At 60.8% G+C, this 4,299-nt stretch carries 4 protein-coding genes and 1 pseudogene; all 5 read right to left on the bottom strand.

The features are described from left to right. Positions 1-160 (bottom strand): annotated as a pseudogene (locus HBN61_RS22080) (electron transfer flavoprotein subunit beta/FixA family protein); the annotation flags it as partial. Positions 161-224: 64 nt separating this feature from the next. Next, a complete protein-coding gene (locus HBN61_RS22075; protein WP_094995329.1) occupies positions 225-1,652 on the bottom strand; it encodes a purine-cytosine permease family protein in 1,428 nt (475 codons plus the stop codon). Positions 1,653-1,780: 128 nt separating this feature from the next. Continuing rightward, entirely contained in the window at positions 1,781-2,923 is a 1,143-nt protein-coding gene (locus HBN61_RS22070) for an acyl-CoA dehydrogenase family protein (protein WP_094995330.1), read from the bottom strand. Continuing rightward, complete coding sequence (locus HBN61_RS22065; RefSeq protein ID WP_170047907.1) at positions 2,920-4,080, bottom strand: CaiB/BaiF CoA transferase family protein; 1,161 nt, start codon at positions 4,078-4,080, stop codon at positions 2,920-2,922. The genes HBN61_RS22070 and HBN61_RS22065 overlap by 4 nt, the downstream gene beginning before the upstream one ends. Before the next feature lie 96 nt (positions 4,081-4,176). Continuing rightward, a partial coding sequence (locus HBN61_RS22060; RefSeq protein WP_170046775.1) for a urocanase-related protein occupies positions 4,177-4,299 on the bottom strand: 123 nt, incomplete at its 5' end.

Raw genomic sequence — 4,299 nt, 5'->3', positions numbered from 1 at the left:
CGCCTTTCTCTTTCAGGCGCACGGCTTCTTCCACTGCGATTTCGCAGAAGGGGTTCATCGACATCTTGACGTTGGCGAGGTCAACGCCGGAGTTGTCCGCTTTGACGCGAACTTTAACGTTGTAATCCACAACGCGTTTGATACAAGCCAGCACCTTCATGGTTGCTCCTTTGAGGACCGGCCCGCGCAACAGGCCCGCCCTCGTCTGCGATTAAGAAAAACCGTTAAACCGGAGCCGGTTCGACCGGCAATATCAATTGAGCGGGCACTGTATGGGCACAATTGCGCGCCACCAGGTAGTACACCAACGCGGGCAGCGTCAGGCCGATGATCCAGGAAATATCCGTGCCCCCCAGCGACTCCACCAGCGGCCCGGTGTAAAAACTGGTGGCGATAAACGGCAGCTGAATCAGCACCCCAAAGGCGTACACCAGAATACCGCGCAGGTTCCAGCGTCCGTATCGGCCATTCGGGTTAGACAGCGCCGGCACGTCATATCGCTCTTTGCTGATCAGGTAGAAATCCACCAGATTGATGGCGCTCCACGGTGTGAAAAAAGCCAGTAGGAACAGGATAAATGCCGAGAAATCCTTGAGGAACGAGTGCTGCCCGAGCAGCGCCAGCGTGGTCGCAAACCCCACCATCAGCAGGATGTAGACCAGGCGCAGGGCTTTAGAGATCTGGTGATTGCCACGGAACCCGCTGACGATGGTCGCCAGCGACATAAAACTGCCATAGGCATTGAGGGTGGTAATCGTCACCTTGCCAAACACCACACAGAAATACAGCAACGCAGCCATCGCCCCGCTCGCCCCCAGCCCCACGATGTACGACACCTCATGCCCGGCAAACTGGTCACCCGCCAACGCGGCCACAAACACGCCGAACACCATGGAGATTTGCGACCCCACCACCGACCCCAATCCCACGGCGAGAAAGGTATTGAGCGACGAGGTGGTCGACGGCAGATACCGCGAATAGTCGGCCACATACGGCCCGAACGCGATTTGCCAGGACGCCGACAACGAAATGGCCAATAAAAAGCTGCTCAGCGAAAAGTGTTTGTTGCTCAACAACAGACCGACATCGTTTTGCGAGAGCAAGGTGTAAAACAGGTAGAAAAACGCCAGCACCCCGACCACGCTGGCCACACGGCCAATCATATGAATCGTGCGGTAGCCCAGGATGGTCAGCAGCACGATCAGCGCCGCAAAGATCAGGATGCCCCACGAATCGCTCACGCCGACCAACTGCCCCACGGCCTGCCCCGCCAGCACCGAGCCGCTGGCCGAAAACCCCACGTACATCAGGCACACCAGCACAATCGGGATCACGGCTCCGTATACCCCGAACTGCACACGACTGGAGATCATTTGCGGCAACCCGAGTTTCGGGCCCTGAGCCGCATGCAACGCCATGATGGTGCCGCCCAATACTTGCCCGATCAGCAAGCCGATCAGTGACCAAAACACATCACCGCCCAAGACCACGGCCAGGGCGCCCGTGACGATGGCGGTGACTTGCAGATTCGCCCCGAACCACAGGGTGAACTGACTGAACAGCCGCCCGTGACGTTCGGATTCGGGGATGTAATCAATAGAGCGCTGTTCGACCAGCGAGGCCCGCGGTGAATCTTGATTGTGCGTGGACATAAGCAGTTCCTTGAGGCTGTCACCGAGGGTGCGCCCATTGTTTTGGGAATGACTTTTCCGATCCTTGACCTGATCTCAACGCATCCTTGCACCAGGGCAGATGCCGCTTAGCACCTGCCACACACGTGTTACGGGCGGGCGTCGAGCAGCGCCCGGGAAATGATGATTTTCTGCACCTCGGACGTGCCTTCGAAGATTCGCAAGATCCGCGCATCGCGCACGTACCGCTCCAGCGGCAAATCGCGACTGTAGCCATAGCCGCCGTGCAGTTGCAGCGCCGCGTCAGTGATGAACCCGGCACATTCCGCCGCCACCAGCTTGGCAGTGGCAGAGTCGAGGCTGAAACGCTCGCCGCTATCACGCCGGGCCGCCGCTTTCATGGTCAGCAGGCGGGCAGCTTCGAGCTGCGCATACATATCTGCCAAGCGCCATTGCGTGCCTTGATACGCCGCCAGGGGTTTTGGCCCTATTTGACGCTCGCGCACCCAGTTCAAACTGGCTTGCAACGCCGCGTTGGCAATGCCCAGCGACATGGCCGCCACTTCCACCCGCCCGCGATCCAGCACTGCCATCGCCGTATTGAAGCCCTGACCTTCGCCCCCCAGCAACGCGGTTTGCGGCAACCAGCAATCGAGTGCCAACTCATAGATCGTGCTACCGCGCAGGCCCATGGTTTTCTCCGGGCTGGAGAAACTGATACCGTCCGTGCCTTTGGGCACCATGAACGCACTGATCCCTTTGTGCCCGGCCTCGGCATCGGTTTTCACGTAGAGCACAATGAAGTCGGCTTCCTTGGCATTGGTGATGTAGTGCTTGCTGCCGCGCACGCGCCACCCGCCTTCTTCACGCACGGCACGGCTGCGCATGTCGGCCGGGTTGGAACCGGCTGCCGGTTCGGTCAGGGCGAACGCGCCCAGCCATTCCCCACTGGCAGCCCTGGGCAACCACTCCTGCTTTTGCTGTTCAGTGCCCCCCAGCAGAATCGAATCGGTGGCCAGGAAGTGTGCCGTCATGGCTGATGCGGTAGACGCACAGGCCCCCGCAACCGCTTCCACCACGCGGCTCATCGCCAGGCTGCCGATGCCCAGGCCGCCGTACGCTTCAGGCAGATTGATCCCCATAAAGCCCAAGTCACCCAGCGCCTTGATGCTGGCCAGACAAAAGCTTTCGGTTTCATCGTAGTGCTGGGCCAGGGGCTGAATCACTTCGCGGGCGACCTGTTCAGCGCTCTCAACCACCGCCAGTTCTTCTGCATTCATCTCGAAATTCACGGGTTCACTCCTGCTTTACTCAGGCCAAAGATGGCGTTATCTGCCCCCAAACGCGGGGCTGCGGTGATGGCGTGGGGTTTGTGGCCGTTGAAGAACACCGGTTGCGGCACCCATGGGCGTGCCGCGCCTGGCGGCTGGAATTGCAACTGACGCACGCGGGCCTGTTCGCTGTCAGCGGCTTGGGCCAAGTCCCATACGGGCGAAGACGGCACGCCAGCATCCAGCAGAACGTCGCGCAAGTGCTCAACGCTGTGTTGCGAGGTCCACGCCTCGATGGCGGCACGCAGTTGTGGCTCGTGCCGGGTGCGGCCAGCGTCATCCACAAAACGCGGGTCGGTTGCCAGTGCTGGCTGCCCCATGCACTGACACAGCCGCTCAAACAGCCGGTTGCTCGCCACTGCAATCACCACCAGCCCATCAGCCGCCTGATAGGTGTCGAACGGAGTGGAGACCGGATGCCGATTGCCCACCAGACCCGGCGCCACACCGTTGGCGTACAGGTTGGACAAACCGGTCATTTGCAGGCTGAACAGCACGTCAAACATGGCCACATCGATGTATTGCGCGCCCGGCGCATGGCGCTCGCGGGCAAACAAGGCCGAGCTGATGGCCCAGGCGGCGTACACCCCGGCACACAAATCACCAATGGACTCGCCGCTGCGGGTGGGGCCCGTAGCCGCAAACCCGGTGACACTCATCAGGCCCGACATGGCTTGGGCCACAATGTCGTAAGCCGGGCGGCTGGAGAGCGGGCCGTCCTGCCCGAAGCCGGAAATGCTGGCGTAAATCAGCCGCGGGTTGTGTTGCTTCAACGTGTCGAAATCAATGCCCAGACGCTGCGTCACCCCCGGCCGGAAGTTCTCCACCAGCACATCGGCATCGGCCACCAGTTCATAGAAGCGTTGACGGTCCGACGGGTCCTTGAAATCAATTTCAACGCTGCGTTTGCCGCGATTGATCAGGCCGAAGTACACGCTCTCACCCGCCATAAACGGCCCCAGATGCCGGGCGTCATCGCCTTCCCCCGGCACTTCGAACTTGATGACATCGGCCCCCAGGTCCGCCAGCATCGCGGTGCAATGCGGCCCGGCCAATACACGGCTGATATCCAGCACGCGTACACCTTGCAGTTGTTGAGTAAATGGACTGCTGTTCATGTTCATCGCCTCACGTGTTCGCCGGGCAGTCGCGGCCACTGGCTGCGCCTGCCGTTGTTGTCTGCCCGCCCTTGTTCATTCAGGCGCGGGGGCGGCTTAGCCGTTAATCATCGGCAGGTTCAAACCCTGCTCGTTGGCGCAGTCAATGGCGATGTCGTACCCCGCGTCGGCGTGGCGCATCACCCCGGTGGCCGGGTCGTTGTGCAGCACGCGGGCAAT

The sequence above is a fragment of the Pseudomonas sp. WS 5071 genome, assembly GCF_012985765.1.
GTDB classification, from domain to species: domain Bacteria; phylum Pseudomonadota; class Gammaproteobacteria; order Pseudomonadales; family Pseudomonadaceae; genus Aquipseudomonas; species Aquipseudomonas lundensis_A.
Note: the sequence above shows the minus strand (reverse complement) of the source record. Positions and strands in the feature narration are given on the sequence as shown.

Coding starts and splice junctions, on each gene's coding strand:
- HBN61_RS22075 (WP_094995329.1), bottom strand. CDS start 1,652: ATGTCCACGCACAATCAAGATTCACCGCGGGCCTCGCTGGTCGAACAG.
- HBN61_RS22065 (WP_170047907.1), bottom strand. CDS start 4,080: ATGAACAGCAGTCCATTTACTCAACAACTGCAAGGTGTACGCGTGCTG.